The 19,170-nt window shown below is 69.5% G+C and carries 21 protein-coding genes; 12 read left to right on the top strand and 9 right to left on the bottom strand.

Annotated elements, in window-relative coordinates; genetic code table 11:
• Positions 1-2 precede the first annotated feature (2 nt).
• Positions 3-1,127 carry an acyl-CoA dehydrogenase family protein gene (locus AC1RSK_RS17235; protein ID WP_492908830.1) on the bottom strand — a complete coding sequence of 375 codons (1,125 nt, stop codon included), beginning with the start codon at positions 1,125-1,127 and terminating at the stop codon, positions 3-5.
• 245 nt (positions 1,128-1,372) lie between these two features.
• On the opposite strand from AC1RSK_RS17235, the gene thiE reads away from it, so the two are divergent.
• A complete protein-coding gene (thiE, locus tag AC1RSK_RS17230) occupies positions 1,373-1,996 on the top strand; it encodes a thiamine phosphate synthase (protein WP_492908829.1) in 624 nt (207 codons plus the stop codon).
• Between the two features lie 57 nt (positions 1,997-2,053).
• Positions 2,054-2,854 (top strand): inositol monophosphatase family protein, encoded by an 801-nt coding sequence (locus AC1RSK_RS17225; RefSeq protein WP_492908828.1) that lies wholly within the window; start codon positions 2,054-2,056, stop codon positions 2,852-2,854.
• A gap of 162 nt (positions 2,855-3,016) precedes the next feature.
• Here AC1RSK_RS17225 and AC1RSK_RS17220 read toward each other — a convergent pair whose 3' ends face one another.
• Positions 3,017-3,994, bottom strand: a complete 978-nt coding sequence (locus tag AC1RSK_RS17220; RefSeq protein ID WP_492908827.1) for an NAD(P)H-quinone oxidoreductase — start codon at positions 3,992-3,994, stop codon at positions 3,017-3,019.
• A gap of 87 nt (positions 3,995-4,081) precedes the next feature.
• Between AC1RSK_RS17220 and AC1RSK_RS17215 the strand changes: the two genes are divergently transcribed.
• Positions 4,082-4,291 (top strand): DUF1192 domain-containing protein, encoded by a 210-nt coding sequence (locus AC1RSK_RS17215; RefSeq protein WP_492908826.1) that lies wholly within the window; start codon positions 4,082-4,084, stop codon positions 4,289-4,291.
• A gap of 103 nt (positions 4,292-4,394) precedes the next feature.
• Positions 4,395-4,916, top strand: coding sequence for a protease adaptor protein RcdA (rcdA, locus tag AC1RSK_RS17210; protein WP_492908825.1), 522 nt, complete (start codon positions 4,395-4,397; stop codon positions 4,914-4,916).
• Between the two features lie 247 nt (positions 4,917-5,163).
• Here the strand turns inward: rcdA and rpmE are convergent, their stop codons facing one another.
• Positions 5,164-5,388, bottom strand: a complete 225-nt coding sequence (rpmE, locus tag AC1RSK_RS17205) for a 50S ribosomal protein L31 (protein ID WP_492908824.1) — start codon at positions 5,386-5,388, stop codon at positions 5,164-5,166.
• Positions 5,389-5,490: 102 nt separating this feature from the next.
• Between rpmE and AC1RSK_RS17200 the strand changes: the two genes are divergently transcribed.
• The 6 genes from AC1RSK_RS17200 (at position 5,491) to AC1RSK_RS17175 (ending at position 11,671) form a co-directional block, all read left to right on the top strand.
• Complete coding sequence (locus AC1RSK_RS17200) at positions 5,491-7,338, top strand: ABC transporter transmembrane domain-containing protein (RefSeq protein WP_492908823.1); 1,848 nt, start codon at positions 5,491-5,493, stop codon at positions 7,336-7,338.
• A 108-nt stretch (positions 7,339-7,446) separates the two neighbouring features.
• Complete coding sequence (locus AC1RSK_RS17195; RefSeq protein ID WP_492908822.1) at positions 7,447-8,841, top strand: cytochrome ubiquinol oxidase subunit I; 1,395 nt, start codon at positions 7,447-7,449, stop codon at positions 8,839-8,841.
• Positions 8,838-9,863: a cytochrome d ubiquinol oxidase subunit II gene (cydB, locus tag AC1RSK_RS17190; protein WP_492908821.1), complete on the top strand. Its 1,026-nt coding sequence runs from the start codon at positions 8,838-8,840 to the stop codon at positions 9,861-9,863. The genes AC1RSK_RS17195 and cydB overlap by 4 nt, the downstream gene beginning before the upstream one ends.
• Positions 9,847-9,996: a hypothetical protein gene (locus AC1RSK_RS17185; protein ID WP_492908819.1), complete on the top strand. Its 150-nt coding sequence runs from the start codon at positions 9,847-9,849 to the stop codon at positions 9,994-9,996. Before cydB ends, AC1RSK_RS17185 begins: the two co-directional genes overlap by 17 nt.
• A 62-nt stretch (positions 9,997-10,058) precedes the next feature.
• Positions 10,059-10,832, top strand: coding sequence for an SDR family NAD(P)-dependent oxidoreductase (locus AC1RSK_RS17180; protein WP_492908818.1), 774 nt, complete (start codon positions 10,059-10,061; stop codon positions 10,830-10,832).
• Between the two features lie 11 nt (positions 10,833-10,843).
• Complete coding sequence (locus AC1RSK_RS17175) at positions 10,844-11,671, top strand: enoyl-CoA hydratase/isomerase family protein (RefSeq protein WP_492908817.1); 828 nt, start codon at positions 10,844-10,846, stop codon at positions 11,669-11,671.
• Here AC1RSK_RS17175 and AC1RSK_RS17170 read toward each other — a convergent pair.
• Together AC1RSK_RS17170 and AC1RSK_RS17165 are read right to left on the bottom strand one after the other, a co-directional pair.
• The gene (locus AC1RSK_RS17170) at positions 11,668-13,071 is read right to left on the bottom strand and encodes an MATE family efflux transporter (RefSeq protein WP_492908816.1); all 1,404 of its coding nucleotides are present in this window, start codon (positions 13,069-13,071) and stop codon (positions 11,668-11,670) included. The genes AC1RSK_RS17175 and AC1RSK_RS17170 overlap by 4 nt on opposite strands.
• A 488-nt stretch (positions 13,072-13,559) precedes the next feature.
• Positions 13,560-14,807, bottom strand: a complete 1,248-nt coding sequence (locus AC1RSK_RS17165) for an aspartate kinase (RefSeq protein WP_492908815.1) — start codon at positions 14,805-14,807, stop codon at positions 13,560-13,562.
• Between the two features lie 172 nt (positions 14,808-14,979).
• On the opposite strand from AC1RSK_RS17165, the gene ubiG reads away from it, so the two are divergent.
• A complete protein-coding gene (gene ubiG / locus AC1RSK_RS17160) occupies positions 14,980-15,744 on the top strand; it encodes a bifunctional 2-polyprenyl-6-hydroxyphenol methylase/3-demethylubiquinol 3-O-methyltransferase UbiG (RefSeq protein ID WP_492908814.1) in 765 nt (254 codons plus the stop codon).
• 85 nt (positions 15,745-15,829) lie between these two features.
• Here the strand turns inward: ubiG and AC1RSK_RS17155 are convergent, their stop codons facing one another.
• Genes AC1RSK_RS17155 through AC1RSK_RS17140 form a run of 4 tightly spaced genes read right to left on the bottom strand, consistent with a single transcriptional unit; the run spans position 15,830 to position 18,135 of the window.
• Positions 15,830-16,261 (bottom strand): DUF1178 family protein, encoded by a 432-nt coding sequence (locus AC1RSK_RS17155; RefSeq protein WP_492908813.1) that lies wholly within the window; start codon positions 16,259-16,261, stop codon positions 15,830-15,832.
• Complete coding sequence (locus AC1RSK_RS17150; protein ID WP_492908812.1) at positions 16,258-17,085, bottom strand: carbon-nitrogen hydrolase family protein; 828 nt, start codon at positions 17,083-17,085, stop codon at positions 16,258-16,260. Before AC1RSK_RS17150 ends, AC1RSK_RS17155 begins: the two co-directional genes overlap by 4 nt.
• On the bottom strand, positions 17,082-17,336 hold the full coding sequence (grxC, locus tag AC1RSK_RS17145; protein ID WP_492908811.1) for a glutaredoxin 3: 255 nt from the start codon (positions 17,334-17,336) through the stop codon (positions 17,082-17,084). The genes AC1RSK_RS17150 and grxC overlap by 4 nt, the downstream gene beginning before the upstream one ends.
• Before the next feature lie 28 nt (positions 17,337-17,364).
• Complete coding sequence (locus AC1RSK_RS17140) at positions 17,365-18,135, bottom strand: ComF family protein (RefSeq protein WP_492908810.1); 771 nt, start codon at positions 18,133-18,135, stop codon at positions 17,365-17,367.
• On the opposite strand from AC1RSK_RS17140, the gene AC1RSK_RS17135 reads away from it, so the two are divergent.
• A complete protein-coding gene (locus AC1RSK_RS17135) occupies positions 18,134-19,048 on the top strand; it encodes a methyltransferase domain-containing protein (RefSeq protein WP_492908809.1) in 915 nt (304 codons plus the stop codon). The two genes, AC1RSK_RS17140 and AC1RSK_RS17135, sit on opposite strands and share 2 nt — an antisense overlap.
• Positions 19,049-19,170 lie beyond the last annotated feature (122 nt).

The following is a 19,170-nucleotide window of genomic DNA, read 5'->3' as shown; positions in this document are numbered from 1 at the left end:
GATCAGGCCGCGGCCGGGGATTCGTTGCGCCTGCGCAGGCGGTCGATCAGCAGGTCTTCCCAGGTCGACTTGGAGCCGAGCCCCAGGGCCAGGGCGTTGGACCGTCGGTAATAGAGGTGGCAGTCGAAGGCCCAGGTGAAGCCCATGCCGCCGTGCACCTGGATGTTGTTCTTGGCGCAGTGCTGGAAGGCGTCGGTGGCCGAGACCCGCGCGGTGGCCGCCGCCACGGGCAGCTCCGGCGAACCGGTCGAGAGCGCCCAGGCGCCGTAGTAGGCGTTCGAGCGGGCAAGCGTGGCGGCGACGTACATGTCGGCCAGCATGTGCTTGACCGCCTGGAAGCTGCCGATCTGGCGGCCGAAGGCCATGCGCTCCAGGGCGTAGTCGCGGCCCATCTCCAGCGCCCGGTCCGCCCCGCCGACCTGTTCGAAGGCGACCAGCACGGCGGCCCGGTCGAGGACGTCGGCGGCGATCTTCCAGCCTTCGCCGGCCGGCCCGAGCAGTTCGGCCGGCGCGCCGTCAAAGGTGATGCGGGCCTGGCTGCGGCTGGGGTCGATCGTGTCGACGGCTTCGCGGGTCACGCCCGCGCCGTTCAGGTCGACGAGGAACAGCCCGACCTGGCCGCCGCTGCGGGCCACGACGACGCAGAGGTCGGCGACATCGCCGTCCGGAACGGGGACCTTGCTGCCGCTGAGCTTGCCGCCCGAGACGGAGGCCTTGATCAGGCTTTCGGTGACCCGCCCGACACCCTCGGCCAGGGCAAAGGTCCCGATCGCCTCGCCCGAGGCCAGCTTCGGCAGCCAGGCCGCCTTCTGGGCCTCGCTGCCGGCGACCATCAGGAACTCCGCCGCCAGATAGATGGAGCTGGCCATCGGCACGGGCGCGACCACGCGGCCCAGTTCCTCGGCGATGACGCAGAGCTCCAGATGCCCCAGGCCGACACCGCCGTATTCCTCGGGGATGGCGGCGCCCAGGAAGCCCATCTCGGCCAGGCCCTTCCATAACGCCTTGTCATAGGGCTCCGGCCCTTCCAGCACCGCCCGCACGGTGGTGGTCGGGCAGCGGTCTGCCAGAAAGCGCCGGGCCTCCTCGCGCAGCTGCTTCTGCTCGTCGGAAAAGTCGAAGTTCACTGGGGCGGCTCCCGGATTTTCTGCTTTGCCGGAAGCTGGACGCCTTCACGCTGGGGCAGTCAAAGGCCGTCTCGCCGCACCACCTGCGCCACGGAAAACCGGGGACACTATATAGATTTCCGGCCCGGGACTGCGGGATGCCAACAGGCGGCGCACGGAAATCTATATAGTGTCCCCGGTTTTCCTGCCCCTGTCGTCGGATGCGCGCTGTTGGGCGGAAGCCTCTGGTAAGCTACACCGCCGCCATGGATTGCCGCCTCTACCTGATCACCCCGCCGACCCTGGCCGACCTGGCCGCCTTCGGCCGCGCGCTCGCCGCCGCCCTCGACGCCGGCGATGTCGCCGCCCTGCAGCTGCGGCTCAAGGACCAGCCCGAGCTCGTCATCGCCGCCGCCCACGACGTCCTCGCCCCGATCTGCCAGTCGCGCGACGTCGCCCTGATCCTCAACGACGATGCGAAGCTGGCGGCGAAACTGGGCTGCGACGGCGTCCACATCGGCCAGTCGGACATGGCGATGTCGGAGGCCCGCAAGGTCATGGGCAAGAGCGCCATGATCGGCGTCACCTGCCACGACAGCCGCCACCTGGCCATGGACGCCGCCGAGGCCGGCGCCGACTACGTCGCCTTCGGAGCCTTCTACCCGACGGCCACCAAGGACACCCTGTACCGCCCGGAACCGGAGATCCTGACCATCTGGCAGGAGACCATGGAAATCCCCTGCGTCGCCATCGGCGGCATCACCGCCGACAACGCCCGCCCCCTGGCCCAGGCCGGCGCGGATTTCGTGGCCGTCAGCGCCGGCGTCTGGTCCCACCCGGACGGCCCGGCCGCCGCCGTCAAGGCGATCAACGCCGCGATTGCCGGCTGACCTTGCTATAGAAGGTCCTCATCGCTAGGTTCCGCGACCTTTTTTCGAGACCCCGACATGCCCGCCACCTCTCCCCTGATCAACGTCATGACCGAAGCCGCCCGCAAGGCCGGCAAGGGCATGGCCCGTGACTTCGGCGAGGTCGGCGAGCTGCAGGTGTCGCGCAAGGGCTCGGCCAGCGACTTCGTCACCGCCGCCGACCTCAAGGCCGAACAGTTCCTGTTCGAGGCCCTGACCAAGGCCCGGCCCGGCTACAGCTTCATCGGCGAGGAGCGGGGCCTCATCGAGGGCACCGACAAGACCCACACCTGGATCGTCGACCCGCTGGACGGCACGACCAACTTCATCCACGCCATCCCGCACTTCGCCATCAACATCGCTCTGCAGCGCGAGGGCGAGGTGGTCGCCTCGGTGACCTACAACCCGATCACCGCCGACCTGTTCTGGGCCGAAAAGGGCAAGGGCGCCTGGCTGGGCGCCGAGCGCCGCCTGCGCGTCGCCGCCCGCAACCGCCTCGACGACGCCCTCCTGGCCACCGGCATCCCCTTCCTCGGCAAGCCCGGCCATGCCCAGTTCCTGAAAGAGCTGCACCAGATCAGCCAGCGGGTGGCCGGCGTGCGCCGCTACGGCTCGGCGGCGCTGGACCTGGCCTGGGTCGCAGCCGGCCGCTACGACGGCTACTGGGAACGCGGCCTCAACAGCTGGGACGTGGCTGCCGGCATGCTGCTGGTCACCGAGGCCGGCGGCAAGGTCACTGACCTGGACGGCGGCGACGACCCGATCGAAGCCAAGACCATCCTGGCGGCCAACCTCGACATGCACCCGCTGATCCTCGAGAAGCTGCAGGCGGTGGCTTAGGCCACCCGCCCCCAACAAGCTGTCATCCTCCGGCCGCGAAGCGGACCGGGGGACCCAACTTTCCGCGTGAAGACTCGCTGGGAATCTTTCCAGACCCGCCTTGGGTCCCCCGGTCCGCCCTATGGGCGGCCGGAGGATGACATCCTTTTGGGGTGGAAAGGCTCAGGTGGTCAGCACAACCTTCCCCACATGCGCCCCCGCCTCCAGGTACGCGTGCGCCGCCGCCGCCTCTTCCAGCGGGAAGGTCCGATCGACCACCGCCTTGACCTTCCCGGCCTCGACCCACGGCCAGACCACCCGCTCGATCTCAGCCGCCAGCCGCGCCTTTTCGTCCGCTGACCGCGGCCGCAAGGTCGAGCCCGTCAGCACCGCCCGCTTCATCATCAGGCCGAACACCGGCACCTCCAGCATCGCCCCGCCCAGGCTGGCGATGTAGACGATCCGGCCGCCGGTCTTCAGCGCCGACAGGTTCTTGGCGAAATAGCTGGCCCCGACCATGTCGAGCACCACGTCGACGCCGCCGTGCGCCTTCGCCACCGCCTCGAAATCCTCCGTCGTCGCGTCCACCGCCACGTCGGCCCCAAGCTCAAGCGCCTGCGCCTTCTTGTCCGCCCCGCGCCCGGTGGCGATCACCGTCGCCCCGGCCGCCTTGGCCATCTGGATGGCGGTGACCCCGATGCCGCTGGTCGCGCCATGGATCATCAGCGTCTCGCCGGCCTTCAACGCCCCATGCTCGAAGACATTGGCGTAGACGGTGAACACCGTCTCCGGCAGGCCGGCCGCCTGGGTAAAATCGAGCCCCCCCGGGATGGGCAAGGCGTGCCGGGCGTCGACCACGGCGTACTGGGCATATCCGCCCCCGCCGAGCAGGGCGCAGACCCTGTCGCCGGCCTTCCAGCGCCCGGCGCCCTCGACCACCTCGCCGGCCACCTCCAGCCCCAGGATCGGCGAGGCGCCGGGCGGCGGCGGATAGGCGCCCAGCCGCTGGATGATGTCCGGACGGTTCACCCCGGCCGCCCTGACCCGGATCAGGACATCGCCCTCGCCCCTGGCGGGAATGGGCGCCGTTTCGGGCCGCAGCGCCTCGGCGGGGCCCTTGCCGCCGTCGATCGCGATGGCGGTCATGGTCTTGTCGGTCATGGCGGGAGCCCCTCAGTGCTTGCGCGCGGCGCGGTTGCGGGGTGAGATAGGCGCAAACACGGACTTTCGCGATAGGGAGCGACGGCGATGATCGACGAACCCCTCGGGCCCCGGCCGGGCCGCGGCGACAATCTGACCGCGCTCGGCCGCGAGGATCTGGAAATCTACGGCGTTTCGGAACTGGAGGAGCGGATCGAGGCCCTAACAGCCGAAATCGCCCGGTCCCAGGCGCAGATCGACAAGAAGAACGCCGGAAAATCAGCCGCCGACGCCTTCTTCAATTTCAAGAACGGCTGATAAGGCAAACAGGGTCTTAAGGGGTTGGCACGCAGGTTGCAGTCAGACCGGTCCATAGGGCCGTGTACGGCCTGCTTGCGTAGATTGTAGGGGCGGAGTGTCCATGAACGAAGTTGGCGCGCTGGAGACGGCGCCGTGGCGGGCCGGGGTGATCTCGGATTTCGCGCGGTCGGAGCTGTTTGAACGCACCTTCCAGGAGGGCATGGACCTCGTGGAGGAAACCGCCGCCTATCTGGACGGGGCCGGCCGGCAGGACAGCAAGCTGCTCAGCCGCAACGCCGCCCTGGCCTACGCCGCCGAAAGCATGCGCCTGACTACCCGCCTGATGCAGGTCGCCAGCTGGCTGCTGGTCCAGCGGGCCGTGCGCGAAGGCGACATGGCCCCGGACGCCGCCTGCGACGACCGCTACCGCCTCGGCGCCGAGGCCGTCTGCACCGGCGAACAGAGCGAGGAACTGCTGCCGCTCGGCCTGCTGACCCTGCTCGACCGCTCGGGCCGGCTCTACGACCGCGTGCGCCACCTCGACAAGCGCATGTACATCGAGGCCCAGGCCGACGAAGTCCCCAACGCCGTCCTCAGCCAGTTCGACCGCCTGCGCAGCGCCTTCAGCGGGATCGAGGCTTAAAGCGAAGCGCCCTTCTCCCGCTCGTCGGGAGAAGGTGGCCGCGTAGCGGCCGGATGAGGGCAGCACCAGCTCATCCTGCACGTCCGCGTTCTGGCGCAGACAACGCTGTCGCAAATCTTCCTTGGCTGGTGCTGCCCTCATCCGACCGCTACGCGGCCACCTTCTCCCGACAAGCGGGAGAAGGAACGAAAAAAGCCGGCTCCCGAAGGAGCCGGCCCTTGTCGTCCGCGCAGCTGCGCAGGCGTTCTTACTTCTTGGTGAAGCCGCCGAACTTGGCGTTGAAGCGGCTGACGCGGCCGCCGCGGTCGAGCAGCGTCTGGTTGCCGCCGGTCCAGGCCGGGTGGGTGTTCGGATCGATGTCCAGGTTCAGGGTCGCGCCCTCCTTCCCCATCGTCGAACGGGTCTGGTAGGTCGTGCCATCAACCATCACCACATTGATGAAGTGATAGTCGGGGTGCGTGTCTTGTTTCATCGGACTGTCCAACCGACATAAATCGGAGAAAAGGTGGGTCGCGGGGTCGCCCGCAGAGATCGGCGGCTATACAGAAGCGTCATCGACAAGGCAAGGCCGTGAATGACTGACACCCAAAGCGAACAGGCGATCATCGACGGGCGCCCCGGCGCCGGCGCCGCCCTGCTCACCTCGATCCGCGAAGACGCGGCCCGCCGGGCCAAGTCGCGGGATGTCCGCAACCTGGCCAATCTGCTGCCCTTCATGCTGAACCACTGGGGCTACGGCGCCGGCGCCTTCGCCTTCCTGATCATCTCGGTCGGCGCCACGCTCGGCGTGCCCAGCGCGGCCCGCACCGTCGTTGACGACGGCTTCCTCTCCGGCGGCGCCGCGCAGCTGAACCTGGCCTTCATCGGCCTGGGCGCCGTGGCCCTGACCCTGGCGATCAGCACCGCCTTCCGATTCTACTTCATCAGCCGCCTGGGCGAGCGCGTCGTCGCCGACGTGCGCAAGGCGCTCTACAGCCACATCCTGACCCTCGACCCGGCCTTCTTCCTGAAGACCCGCACCGGCGAGGTGCTGTCGCGGATGACCACCGACATCACCCTGATCGAGACCCTGGTCGGCTCGTCGATCTCCATCGCCCTGCGCAACCTGTTCATGCTGATCGGGGCCACCATTGTGCTGGCCCATGTGTCCTGGCAGCTGACCCTGTTCGTGATGATGCTGGGCCCCATCGTTATCCTGCCGATGTTCATCATCGGCCGGCGGGTGCGCAAACTCTCGACCCAGGCCCAGGACAGCTTCGCCGAGGCGGTCGGCTACGCCGGCGAGAGCCTCGACGCCCTGGAGACGGTGCAGGCCTTCGGCCGCGAAAAATACGCCACCGACCGCTTCGGCAAGGCGGTCGAGTTCGCCTTCGGCCGGTCCATGGCCCGCGTCCAGGCCCGGGCCACCATGACCCTGCTGGTCATGGGCCTGATCTTCGGCGGCATCACCCTCATCCTCTGGGTCGGCGCCCGCCAGGTCGTGGCCGGCGACATGACCGCCGGCACCCTGCTGCAGTTCGTCATCCTGTCGGTGATGGCCGCCAGCAGCGTCGGCATGCTGGGCGAGACCTGGGGCGACGTGCAGAAGGCCAGCGGGGCCATGCAGCGGATCAGCGAACTCCTGGCCTCCAAGCCCAACATCGCCGCCCCCGCCCTGCCCGTGGTGCTGCCGGCGCCGCGCGGCGAGGTCGCCTTCGAGGACGTCACCTTCGCCTACCCCGGCCGTCCCGACCTGCCGGCCCTGCGCGGCCTGACCCTCAATGTGAAGCCCGGCGAGACCGTCGCCCTGGTCGGGCCCTCGGGGGCCGGCAAGTCGACCGTCTTCCGGCTGCTGCTGCGCTTCTACGATCCGCAGGGCGGGACCATCCGCCTCGACGGCGTCGACCTGCGCCAGGCCGACCCGACCGCGGTGCGGGGCCGCATGGCCCTGGTCGCCCAGGACTCATCGCTGTTCAGCGGTTCGGCCCGCGACAACATCCGCTTCGGCCGAGAAGAGGCCAGCGACGCGGAGATCGAGGCCGCCGCCGCCCAGGCCGAGGCCTATGGCTTCATCTCCGCCCTGCCGGAAGGCTTCGACAGCGCCGTCGGCGAGCGGGCCAAGACCCTGTCCGGCGGCCAGAAGCAGCGGCTGGCCATCGCCCGCGCCCTGGTCCGCGAGGCTCCCATCCTGCTGCTCGACGAGGCCACCAGCGCGCTGGACGCCGAGAACGAGCGGCTGGTGCAGAAGGCCCTCGACGAGGCCATGGACGGCCGCACCACCCTGGTCATCGCCCACCGCCTGGCCACCGTCCTGCGCGCCGACCGCATCGTGGTCATGGACGAGGGCCGGGTGGTCGAGGAAGGCACCCACGAACAGCTGGTCGCCAAGGGCGGCCTCTACGCCAAGCTGGCCGGCCTGCAGTTCGCGGCCAACGCGGCCTAGAACGCGCCTGCGACGCAATGTCGCCGACACTAATCTTGTAGTGGCGGCGTTACAGGCGTTGGGTTCCGGCGCTCGCTGATTGCGTTCGGCGAACTATGGGGATGCGGCGTGGGCGATCTAGACGCACTGGTGCTGGCGCGACTGCAGTTCGCCTTCACCATCGCCTTCCATATTATCTTCCCGAGTTTCTCCATCGGCCTGGCCAGCTATCTGGCCGTCCTCGAAGGCCTGTGGCTGACCACCCGCCGCGAGGTGTTCCGCAATCTCTACCTGTTCTGGGTCAAGGTCTTCGCCCTCAGCTTCGGCATGGGCGTCGTCTCCGGCGTGGTGATGAGCTACCAGCTGGGCACCAACTGGAGCGTCTTCTCGACCGCCGCCGCGCCGGTGATCGGCCCGCTGTTCGCCTTCGAGGTGCTGACCGCCTTCTTCCTGGAGGCCAGCTTCCTGGGGATCATGCTGTTCGGCTGGAAGAAGGTCGGGCCCGGCCTGCATTTTACCGCCACCGCCCTGGTCGCCATCGGCACCCTGATCAGCGCCTTCTGGATCATCAGCGCCAACAGCTGGATGCAGGCCCCGGCCGGCTTCGCCATCCTGCCGGACGGCGGCCTGATCGCCACCGACTGGTGGGCGGTGGTGTTCAACCCGACCTTCCCGGTGCGGCTGGCCCATATGGCCCTGGCCGCCTTCCTGACCACCGCCCTGGCGGTCGGCGGGGCCAGCGCCTTCGTCCTGCTGCGCGACAACGAACAGCCGGAAAGCCGCATGGGCCTGCGCATGGCCATCGGCATGTTCGCCATCGTCGCCCCGCTGCAGCTGGTCCTCGGCCACAGCTCCGGCGAGAGCGTCCGCCACCACCAGCCGCTGAAGACCGCCGCCATCGAGGCCTATTGGGAAACCCGCGCCGACCAGCCCCAGAGCCTGATCGGCCTGCCCGACCGAAACGCCGCCAAGACCCACGGCGAGATCGCCATCCCGGGCATCGGCAACGCCATCCAGGGCGTCTCGAAGGACACGGTCATCAAGGGCCTCGACGCCTGGCCGCGCGAGGACTGGCCGGTGGTCGGGCTGGTCTACTGGTCGTTCCGGATCATGGTCGGCCTCGGCCTGGCGATGATCGGCCTGGGCGCCTGGGGGGTCTGGCGTTGCCTGCGGGGCGGGCCGGAGGCCTCGCCCTGGTTCCTGCGGGCCAGCGTGCTGATGGGGCCGATGGGCTTCGTCGCCGTCATCGCCGGCTGGGTCGTCGCTGAGGCCGGCCGCCAGCCTTGGGTGATCTACGGCATCCTGCGCACACGCGACGCCGCCTCGCCGGTCGGCGCCGGCCAGGTCTCGGCCTCCCTGCTGGCCTTCATGGTCGTCTACGCCATCGTCTTCAGCGCCGGCGCCATCTACGTCCTGCGCCTGATGGCCCGAGGGCCCGCCCCGCATGAGGCCGCGCCAACCCCCGAGGACCGCGCCCCCGGCAGCGCCATGGCCGCCGCGCCTCACGAAGAGGAAGCGCCATGACCCTCGACCTTCCCCTCATCTGGGCCGGGCTGATCGCGACGTCGGTGCTGCTCTACGTCCTGCTCGACGGCTTCGACCTCGGCGTCGGCATCCTCTTTCCCTTCGCGCGCGGCCCGTCCGAGCGCGATGCGATGATGAACTCCATCGCCCCCTACTGGGACGGCAACGAGACCTGGCTGGTGCTCGGCGGCGGCGGCCTGTTCGCCGCCTTCCCGATGGCCTACGCCATCATCGGCCCAGCGCTGTACCTGCCGATCATGCTGATGCTGCTGGCCCTGATCCTGCGCGGCGTCGCCTTCGAGTTCCGCAGCCACGGGCGCAAGCGCGGCAAACGCTTCTGGACCGCCGCCTTCGCCGGCGGCTCCCTGGCCGCCACCCTGGCCCAGGGGCTGGTGCTGGGCGGCTTCATCCAGGGCATCGTGGTGCGGGGTGGCGCCTTCGCCGGCGGTCCCTTCGACTGGGCGACGCCCTACAGCCTGCTGGTCGCCGTCGGCCTCGTCGCCGGCTACGCCCTGCTCGGCGCCGCCTGGGTCATCTGGCGCTCGGAGGGCGTGCTGCACGACGACGCCCGCCGCTGGGCCACCATCGCCGGCCTGGCCACCGCCGCCCTGCTGGCCGCCGTCTCCATCGCCACCCTGATCGTCCACCCGCGCGTCGCATCCGTCTGGGGCTTCACCGGCGAGGGCTTCCGGCTGGACGTCTTCCTGCCGCACCTGCCGATCCCGTTGCTCGGCGCGGCCGGCCTCGCCATCGTCGCCTGGGGCCTGTGGAAACGCTCGCACCACGCGCCCTTCCTGGGCGGGCTGCTGGTCTTCCTCTCCGGCTACATCGGCCTGGCCGCCAGCTTCTTCCCCAACATCGTCCCCTACGACGTCCACTTCCGCACAGCGGCCAACGAGACCGGGGCGCTCGGCTTCATGCTGGTCGGCATCGCCATCCTGCTGCCGGTGATCCTGGGCTACACCGCCTGGGTCTACTGGATCTTCCGCGGAAAGGTCGCCGCCGATGCGGGATATCATTGAAGGCCCGCCCGGCGAGGACGACGCGCCACTGCCCTGGCGCCAACGGCTGATGTGGTTCGCGGGGCTGGCGGTGGCCGGGACGACCGCGACGGCGGTGGTGGCCTACGCCTTGCGGGCGCTGCTCAAGCTCTAACCCTTGCCTGACCCTACGGCGGGGTCTCCACTCTCTCCCTCAAACAAAAAGGGAGCGAAGCTGTGGACCTCGGCCTCAAGGACAAAGTCATCTTCGTCGCCGGCGCCAGCCGGGGCATCGGGCTCGGCATCGTCGAGGCCTGCCTGGCCGAGGGGGCCAAGGTCGCCATCACCGCGCGCGGAGCGGAGGCGCTGGAGGCCACCCGCGCCGACCTCGCGGGGCGTTTCGGCGAGGCCAACGTCTGGTCGATGGCCGGCGACCTGCGCGACACCGCCACCATCGAGAAGGCCCTGGCCGCCACTGAAGAAGCCCTCGGCCCCATCCATGGCGCGGTCGCCAACGTCGGCCTGCACCCCTGCCCGCCCGGCGCGGCGATCGACGACGAGACCTGGGACGCCGGCTTCTCGCAGAACCTCGGCTCGGCCTGGCGCCTCGCCCGCGGCGCCTACGCCCGCATGGAGCCGCGCGGCTCCGGCGCCATCCTGTTCATCAGCTCGATCGCCGGCCTGGGCGCCCTGGGCACGCCGCTGACCTATGGCACCGCCAAGGCGGCGGTGAACCATCTGACCAAGGAACTGGCCCAGATCGCCGGCCGCAAAGGGGTGCGGGTCAACTGCATCGCGCCCGGCAACATCATCTTTCCGGGCGGCGACTGGGAAGAGCGCTCGACCGGCCCGCGCGGCGACAACTGGAACCGCTGGATCCGCCGCGAGGTGCCGCTGCAGCGCTTCGGCAAGCCCGAGGAGATCGCCTCGATGGCCGCCTTCCTGCTCAGCGACAAGGCCAGCTTCGTCCACGGCGCGGTGGTCCCCGTGGACGGCGGCCAGACGAAATAGGAGTGAGCCCGATGACCGCCCCCGCAAACAACGACGCCGCCTACGAACACCTGGAGGTGCGGCTCGAGAACGAGACGGCCTGGGTGACGATGAACCGACCAGACAGCCTCAACGCCCTGAACCGCAAGCTGGTCGAGGAACTGCGCGACTTCTTCGTCGGCCTCTACTGGCGGCGCGATGTGCGGGTGGTGGTGCTGCGCGGGGCGGGCACGGCCTTCTGCGCGGGCCTCGATCTGAAGGAACGGTCGGACGGCAACCAGCAGCGCAGCATCGGCGCCGGGCTCACCGCCCAACGCCGGATCAGCGAGATCGTCATCGCCATGCGCCGCTGTCCGCAGCCCATCGTCGCCTGCATCGACGGGGCGGCGGCCGGCGGCGGCTTCGCTCTCGCATTGGCCAGCGACGTGCGGATCGCCACGGCGCGGCTGCGCATGAACGCCGCCTTCATCCGCATCGGCCTGACCGCCTGCGACATCGGGGTCAGCTACTTCCTGCCGCGCATGGTCGGCAGTTCGGTGGCGGCGGAATACATGCTGACCGGCCGCTTCATCACCGCCGACAGGGCCCGGGAACTGGGCCTGATCAGCCAGATCGTCGAGGCCGACCAGCTGGACGCGGTGGCGCAGGGCTTCGTCGACGACATGCTGCACGCCACCCCGCTGGGCCTGCGCCTGACCAAGGAGTGCCTCAACCACGCCATCGATGCGCAAGGGCTGGAGGCGGCCATCGCCATGGAGGACCGCAACCAGATCCTGGCCAGCTCCGACGGCGATTTCCAGGAAGGCGTGCGGGCCTTCCTGGAAAAACGCCGGCCGGTCTACACCAGCCGCGAAGGCTAGCGGGCGCGCGTGAGGAGGTGGAAGCGCAGGCACATCGCCGTCGCCGCCACCGCCAGCCCGAAGGCCAGGCCGATCCAGATGCCCAGGCCCCCCATGCCGAGGGTGACCCCCAGCAGGATGCAGACCGGGGCCCCGGCCAGCCAGTAGCTGCCGCCGGCCAGGATCATCGGCCAGCGGGCGTCCTTCAGGCCGCGAAGGCTCAAGGCCCCCACCACCTGCAGGGCGTCGAACAGCTGGAAGGCCGCCGCCACCTTCAGGAACAACGCCGCCAGGGCGATGACCTTCAGGTCCTCCGGCGTTCGCCCGGCGATGTACAGCCCGGCGATCTGCGCCCCGGCCAGGGCCATGGCGACCCCGAACAGCAACACCACCCCGCCGCCCGCGACCATGGCCACGAAGCCGGCCCGCCGCGTGCCCGCATGATCGCCGGCCCCGGCGTAGAGGCCGACCCGCACGGTGGCCGCCATGGCGATCCCAAGCGGCACCATGAAGGTCACCGAGGCGAAGTTCAGGGCCACCTGGTGCGCCGCCAGGGTGGCCGCCCCGAAGGTGCCGGCCACCAGGGTCATGGCGTTGAACAGCATGGCCTCGAACAACATGGTCAGCCCGATCGGCACGCCCAGCCGGAACAGCTCGACGAACCGCGGCCAGTCCGGGGCGGTGAAGCCCTGGAACATCTTCACCCGGCGCAGCAGCGGATCCAGCCGGATGACCACCACCATGGCCAGGAAGGCGAACACCGCCGAAGACGAGGTCGCGATCCCGGCCCCGACGATGCCGAGCGCCGGCAGGCCGAAGTGGCCGAAGATCAGCGTCCAGGCCAAGAGGGCGTTGAAGCCGATCGAGGCCAGCATGACGTACAGCGACGCCCTCGGCCGCTCCAGGGCCGTGGCGACGTTGCGCAGCACCTGGAAGCCGAAGGTGAAGGGCAGGCCGAAGCACAGCATGGCCGTGAACTTGCCTGCGTCGCGCGCCAGCTCCGGCTCCTGCCCCAGATGGCCGAGAATCCAGCCCGCCGACAGCAGGATGGGGATCAGCGGCAGCGGCAGGGCGATGGCCACCCACAGGCCCATGCGCGAGACCGCCCGGGGACCGGCAAGGTCATCCGGATTGCGGCCCAGCATCTGGGCGATGATCGGGGCCACGGCGGCGGTCGGGCCGCCGCCCATCAGCCAGCAGAAGTAGTAGACCGTGTTGCCGATCGCCGCCGCCGCCAGGGCATGGGAGCTGAGCCGCCCCAGCAGCACCACGTCGGTGGCCAGGATGGCCATCTGGGCCAGCTGGGTGAAGATCAGCGGGCCGGACAGCCAGAGCAGCTGTCTGGCCTCGGCGATCCATTCGGGCAGCTTGCCGCCGGGACTGAGGCGGCTGGAGAAGGTCTGTGAGGTGAGCAGGGTCATGTCGGTCTCTCGGGTCTTTTGGCCCGGGCCCGACGCAGCATGGGGATACAAAAAACCCCTCCGGAGCGTCGGGCTCGGGAGGGGGCGAATGAGGTTTCAGAAGGTCTGAAGTCTCAGGCGAGCTCCTCGCGAGCGCAGGCGGTCATGCGACCGCACGCGGCGGACGGCACGAGCGTGCTGTGGGTGAGGAAGATGCCGTTCACGGGTACGAGCTCTTAGGTTGGGCCCGAGTTGGGGCCGGTGATGGGGGATGGGTATGCCTGCTTTGTGGGCAGGTCAACACCCATGGAACAGGGTTTTGAGAGTGTTGCGCCAAAACCTCCCTCCCCGAATGGGGAGGGTAGACGCGCGGTTACGCGCGTCGGGTGGGGAAGTCGGTCACGGACTTGCGTGAGTTGGCGCTAAGAAGCCTAACCGGTGGGGCCGGTGACCCACTGCCCCACCCGGCGCGCAACGCGCGCCTGCCCTCCCCATTCGGGGAGGGAGGTCTAAACCTTATCCAGCTCGTACGCCGCGTGCAGGGCCCGGACGGCCAGCTCGGTGTAGGCGCTTTCGATCAGGACGCTGATCTTGATTTCCGAGGTCGAGATGACCTGGATGTTGACGCCCTTGTCGGCCAGGGCCTTGAACATGGTCTTGGCGACGCCGGCGTGGCTGCGCATGCCGACGCCGATCACCGAGACCTTGGCGACCTCCTCGTCCAGCGCCGCACCCTCGAAGCCGAGCTCAGGCTTCAGGCCGTTGACCACGTCCATCGCCCGCTGCGCGTCACGCTTGCCGACGGTGAATTCCATGTTGGCGGTGTCGGCCGTCCGGGCGTGGGCCTGGACGATCATGTCGACGTTGACGTTGGCGTCGGCCAGCGCCCCGAAGATGCGCGAGCTGACGCCCGGATGGTCGGGCAGGCCGAACAGGGTGACCTTGGCCTCGTCGCGGCTGTAGGCCACGCCGCTCACGATCCGCTTTTCCACGATATCCTCCTCGTCGCACAGGATGGTGCCCTGACCGGGCGCCTCCCCGGGCTCGACAAAACTCGACAGCACCCGCACCGGCACCTTGTGGGCCATGGCCATCTCGACCGACCGCGTTTGCAGCACCTTGGCCCCCAGCGAGGCCATTTCCAGCATCTCCTCGTAGGAGATGCGGGCCAGGCGGCGGGCCTTGGCTTCGATGCGGGGGTCGGTGGTGTAGACGCCGTCCACGTCCGTGTAGATGTCGCAGGCCGCGCCCAGCGAGGCGGCGATGGCCACGGCGCTGGTGTCCGAGCCGCCGCGGCCCAGGGTCGCCAGCCGGCCGCTGCGGGTGACGCCCTGGAAGCCGGCGATGACGGCGATCTCGCCGTCGTCCATGGCCCCCCCGAGCGCCTCGGACGGAATCTCCTCGATCCGCGAGCGGCCGTGGGCGTCGTCGGCGATGATCGGGATCTGCCAGCCCATCCAGGACCGGGCGCGGAGGCCCATGTTGCGCAGGGTCATGGCCAGCAGGCCGGCGGTCACCTGTTCGCCGCTGGCCACGACCACGTCGTATTCGTCATCCGAGGGGGCGATGCCCTGGGCGGCCGCGCCGGCCCCATCGGTCCAGGCGACCAGCTCGTTGGTCTTGCCGGCCATGGCCGAGACGACGACGGCGACGTTCTTGCCCGTGGCCACTTCCGCCGCCACCAGCCGTCCCACCCGGCGGATGCGTTCCAGGTCGGCCACCGAGGTGCCGCCGAACTTCATGACCAGCCGTGCCAAGCTACCCGTTCCCCATATCGACGAGACAAGATCTTGCCCCGCGCGGCCAAGGTTTGACCGTTTCCGCGCAAGGAGCCGCCTTCTAGCGGGCGATGCGCGGCGCCGCAATGCGCGGATCGTCAATTCCGCATGCAGACGGGACAAGCTCCGAACGGAGGACTATCTAGAGGCCATGGACAGCCCCGCCCCCACCCTGACCCACAGCATCGATCCGGAAGACGTCGAACGCTTCTCGCGCATCGCGGCGGAGTGGTGGGACCCCAAGGGCAAGTTCGCGCCGCTGCATAGGTTCAACCCCATTCGCCTGTCGTTCATCCGTGATCTGGCCCTGAGTCATTTCAATCGCGACCCCTGCTCGCGCCGGCCGTTCGAGGGGCTGAAGCTGCTCGACATCGGCTGCGGCGGCGGCCTCTTGAGCGAGCCGATGAGCCGGCTGGGCTTTTCGGTGATGGGCGTCGACGCCTCGCCCCGCAACATCGGCACCGCCAGCACGCACGCCACCGAGCAGGGCCTGAAGATCGACTACCGGGCCAGCACGGCCGAACAGCTGGAGGCCGACGGCGCCGGCCCGTTCGACGTCATCCTCAACATGGAGGTCATCGAGCACGTCGCCGACCCTGGCGAGTTCCTGCGTACCTGCGCCCGGCTGCTGGCCCCCGAGGGCGTCATGATCGTCGCCACCCTGAACCGCACCCTGAAAGCCCTGGCCCTGGCCAAGGTCGGGGCCGAGTACATCCTGCGCTGGGTGCCGGCCGGGACGCACGACTGGAACAAGTTCCTGAAACCCGAGGAACTGCGCGGCTTCCTCGAAGGCCATCCGTTCAACATCGAAGGCCCGTTCGGCGTGACCTACAACCCGCTGACCGGCCGCTGGGACCGCTCGGCCGACAGCGACATCAACTACATGATGACGGTGACGCGCCCCTCCCAGGCGTGACGGCAATCACGGCGCGGCCCGCGACAGTACGCCACCCTTCAACCGTCGAAGGATTAAGGCGAGCCGGAACCAGGGACCCTCCTCCCTAGTTCAATTCTTCCTTCTTCGGGGGTGCGGGTGGCAGGGGGGCTACCCGCACCCCGTCCTCGATCAGCGCCGTGACTTCCTTCGGCGAGGCCTCGCCGTAGATGCCGCGCTCCTCGCTCCTGCCCTCGTGGATGGCGCGGGCCTCCTTGGCGAAAGTGTCCCCCACATAGTCGAAATTGTCCTCGACATGGGCGCGGACGGCCTGCTGGGCCTGCAGCATCATCTCGCGCATCTGCGGCGGCACATCGGGGCCGCCGCGCGCTTTCGTGCCGGCCACGGCCGGGGCCATGATCTGTTTCCTTACCTCGCCGAGGCCGCAGACCGGGCATTCCAGCAGGCCGCGCGCCGCCTGGTCGTCGAAGTCGCCGGACGCGCCGAACCAGCCCTCGAACTCGTGGCCGGCCGCACATACGAGGGCGTATTTTATCATGGGTTTGGGCCGGTGAAGGCGCGGGCGTTCTTCAGGGCCGGGATGGCGGCGCGGGCTTTGTCGGCGAGGGCCGGATCGATGTCGACCAGCAGCACGCCGGGTTCGTCGTGATCCAGCTGGCCCAGCACCTCGCCCCAGGGGCCGATGGCGATGGAGTGGCCCCAGGTGCCGCGGCCGTCCTCGTGGAAGCCACCTTGCGCAGCGGCGAGGATGAAGCTGCCGGTCTCGATGGCCCGGGCCCGCAGCAGGATCTCCCAGTGGGCCTCGCCGGTCGGGCGGGTGAAGGCGGCCGGCACGGTGATAACCTTGACGCCCGCCGTGGCCAGAGCCCGGTAAACGGCCGGAAAGCGCATGTCGTAGCAGATGGTCAGGCCCAGCGGTCCGAACGGCGTCGCCGCCGCCACCGCCCGATCGCCGGGGGTGTAGACTTCCGATTCCCGCGCCGTCTCACCGGTCGGCAGGTCGACGTCGAACATGTGCAGCTTGTCGTAGGTGGCGACCACCGCCCCGTCCGGCCCGATCAGCATCTGGCGATTGGCCGCCTGGCCGTCCTCGCGCAGCACCAGGGCCGAGCCGATCGACAGCCAGACGCCGAGCTCCGCCGCCAGGGCCCGCAGACCCTGCACGACCGGGTCCGCCTCGGGGCTCTTCAGGGCTGGCAGCAGCAGCTCGCGCTTCTTCTGCAGGACGTTGACGCCCTCGGGGGTGATGATCAGCTGCGCCCCACGGTGCGCCGCCTCGCGCACCAGCGGCGCGACATGGGCCAGCGCCGCCTCATGGGTGGCGGGCGTGCGGGTCTGGACCAGGGCGGCGCGGAAGGTCATGCGCTGAGCAGATCGTCCAGCTTGCCGGCGCGCTCCAGCGCCATCATCTCGTCGCAGCCGCCGATGTGTTTTCCGCCGATGAAGATCTGCGGGAAGGTCGAGCGGCCCGACTTCTCCATCATCTCCTGGCGCAGCTTGGGGTCCATGCCAGCCTCGATCTCCTCGAAGTCGGCGCCCTTTTCGTTGAGCAGGGAAACGGCGCGGCTGCAGTAGCCACAGAACGGACGGGTATAGATAACGACTTCAGCCATAAGGGCTCCATACGGAACTTTTCAGCGCTTATGTAGTCTTCAGCGCCATCGATTTCACCCGGGCGATGACCAGCAGCGACACATCGGCCGCTCCAGCCGATTTCAGGGCCCTTGCGCAGGCGTCCGCTGTGGCGCCGGTGGTCAGGACGTCATCGACCAGCAGGATGCGCCGGCCCTCGATCAGGCGCCGGCGCCCTTCCGGAACGGCGAAGGCGCCGGCCACGTTCCGCCGCCGGCCCGAAGCGGTGCGCCCGCCCTGCGTGGCGGTCTGCCGCGGACGGGTCAGGGCGTCGGGCAGATAGGCCACCCCCGTATCCGCCGACAGCCGCCGCGCCACCTCTGCCGCCTGATTGTAGCGCCGCGACAAGAGCCGCCAGCGGTGCAGCGGCACCGGGACCAGGGCGTCGGCCTCGCTGATCAGGTCGCGCCCGGCCCGCGACAGCCAGCGGGCGAACAGCGGGGCCAGGTCGGTGCGGTCGGCGTGCTTGAGCTGCAGGATCGGCTCGCGGCTGTGTTCGTCGTAGAGGCAGGCGGCGCGGGCCCGACCGAACACGTGGGGCTTGGCCTCGCAGGCCGGGCAGCGGCCGATCATCTCGTATTCGGCCGGCATGCCGCAGCCGTCGCAGACGGGGTCCTCGAGGAAGACGATGCGGGCCCAGCTGTCGGCCGGCATCCCCGGCGACAGCGCCGCCGAGCCGTCCAGGGCCGTCGACGGCAGAATGAGGTCGAGCGCGCGGCGGCCGAATGCGCTAAGGGCGGGACCCGGTCGCCACCTCGCCTTCGGACCTTCCACCGTCATGACCGCCCCGCCCGTCCTGTTCGACCGCGCCCTGCACCGCCGGCGCCTGGACCGCGCCGCGCCGTCCTACGACACCGCCGGTTTCCTCAAGGGCCGCGCCGCCGCCGACGCCGTCGAGCGGCTGGAAGCCATCTTGCGCAGGTTTCCGCTGGCCGTCGACCTGGGGGCCCGCCGCGGCGCCTTCGCGGCGGCGCTGAAGGACAGCGACGCGGCCGGTAAGATCGACATGCTGGTCGAGACCGACTTCTCCGCCGCCATGCTGGCCGGCCGAACCGGGCCCCGGCTGGTGGTCGATGAGGAACGCCTGCCGTTCGCGGCCGAGAGCCTGGACCTCATCGTCTCCACCCTGGCCCTGCACTGGACCAACGACCTGGTCGGGGCCCTGGTGCAGATTCGCCGGGCCCTGAAGCCCGACGGCCTGTTCATCGGCGCCTTCCTCGGCGGGGCGACCCTGACCGAGCTGCGCCAGTGCCTGCTGGAGGCCGAAAGCGAGATCAGCGGCGGCGCCCACCAGCGCGTCTCCCCCTTCGCCGACGCCCTGGACGGCGCCGGCCTGCTGCAACGGGCCGGTTTCGCCCTGCCGGTCAGCGACGTCGACCGGGTCACCGTCCGCTATACGCATCCGCTTTCCCTGCTGAAGGATCTGCGGGCCATGGGCGAGACCAGCGTCCTGGTTGACCGATCCCGCAAGCCGCTGGGCCGCAAGGTGCTGTTCCGGGCCATGGACCTCTACCAGGCCCGCTTCGCCGGTCCCGACGGCAAGGTCGCCGCCACCTTCGAGATCGTCACCGTCACCGGCTGGGCCCCGCACGAGAGCCAGCAGAAGCCGTTGAAGCCCGGCAGCGCCAAGGTTCGGCTGGCCGACGCCCTGAAGACCACGGAGCGGAGCGCTGGCGAGAAGCCTACGCCCTGAGCCGGGCCTATCGAAGCGGGACCATTATATCATGGCCGACGCATCCAACAGGTTGAAAAGACGTGGCTTTCAGGTTGATGTCGGGTCGGCGAATGTAGGCGCCGGCGTAGGCGGGGCGTAGG

Source organism: Caulobacter sp. GW821-FHT11A05 (assembly GCF_058809015.1).
The sequence above is the reverse complement of the archived record's forward strand: the minus strand, read 5'-3'. Positions and strand labels throughout refer to the sequence as shown.